The sequence below is a fragment of the Massilia aurea genome (genome assembly GCF_024753205.1).
Lineage (GTDB): Bacteria > Pseudomonadota > Gammaproteobacteria > Burkholderiales > Burkholderiaceae_D > Telluria > Telluria aurea.
Genome location: NZ_JANUGZ010000029.1, coordinates 1 through 1038, shown reverse-complemented (window position 1 = coordinate 1038; position 1038 = coordinate 1). Strand labels below are relative to the sequence as shown.

Genomic DNA, 1038 nt, shown 5'->3' with positions numbered 1-1038 from the left:
AGTGCCGTTTATTGCTGCCGACCAGGACTCCCCAGCATGGTACATGGTCCTGGTATGCCACCACATCGTGTGCGACCATGTCGCCTTGGAGCGAGTGAGTGAAGAAGTTCTTCTACTATTGCAGAGTAGCGATGCTGACCTGCCTCCCGCGATGCAGTATCGCAGCCTCATCGCGCAGCTAATTAACACTCCACAGGACGCACACGAAAGTTACTTCCGTGCGGTGCTTGGCGACTTTACGGTTCCGACCGCCCTTTTCGATGTGCTGGACGTGCAAGGCACGGGGCGAGACATGCGAGAAGCCCGCTTGGTGATATCGCCGAGTACGGCGCAACGCCTACGCAGCGCAGCACGCTGCCGGGGGGCAAGTTCTGCAGCATTATTTCATCTCGCTTGGGCCAAGGTGCTGGCGCAGTGCAGCGGTCAATCCGACGTTGTGTTCGGCACGCTGCTGTTTGGTCGCTTGCATGGCAGTAGCGGGGCGGATCGGGCGGTAGGTATGTTTATCAACACGCTACCTTTCCGCCTTGATGTCGGGGATATCGGCGTCAAACAAGCGCTTGAAACTGCTTTCAGCATCCTGGCAGGGCTTCTTGAACATGAACACGCACCTCTCGCTCTAGCCCAACGGTGCAGTGGCGTGCCGCCTCAGCTTCCCTTGTTCACCACGCTGCTCAATTTCCGCCACAGTCAGCGCACCGCCCAAAAGGACCACCGTTTTCCCGAGGGTGTTAGTTATTTAGGCGGTGACGAGCGCACGAATTATCCGGTAACGATATCTATCGACGACTGGGGAGATAGCTTTTCCATTAAAGCACAGTGCACGAATGGAATCGATCCGATTCGCGTGGCAAGCTACCTCGAAACGGCGATCAATGAACTCGCTGAGACACTCGCACGCGAGCCAGGACTTCCGATGAGCGAGATCGACATCTTGCCAAAAGGGGAACGGGAGCAATTACTGATTGCGTTCAACGACACTGCTGTGCCCTACCCGCGTGAGCGCCTGCTGCACCAGCTGTTCGAAGAACAGGCCAC

Annotated in this window: 1 protein-coding gene; it reads left to right on the top strand. The window is 56.9% G+C overall.

The window, feature by feature from the left end:
- Positions 1–94: 94 nt before the first annotated feature.
- Positions 95–1038, top strand: a 944-nt coding sequence (locus NX775_RS23890; protein WP_258838249.1) for a condensation domain-containing protein, incomplete at its 3' end; no start/stop codon positions are given.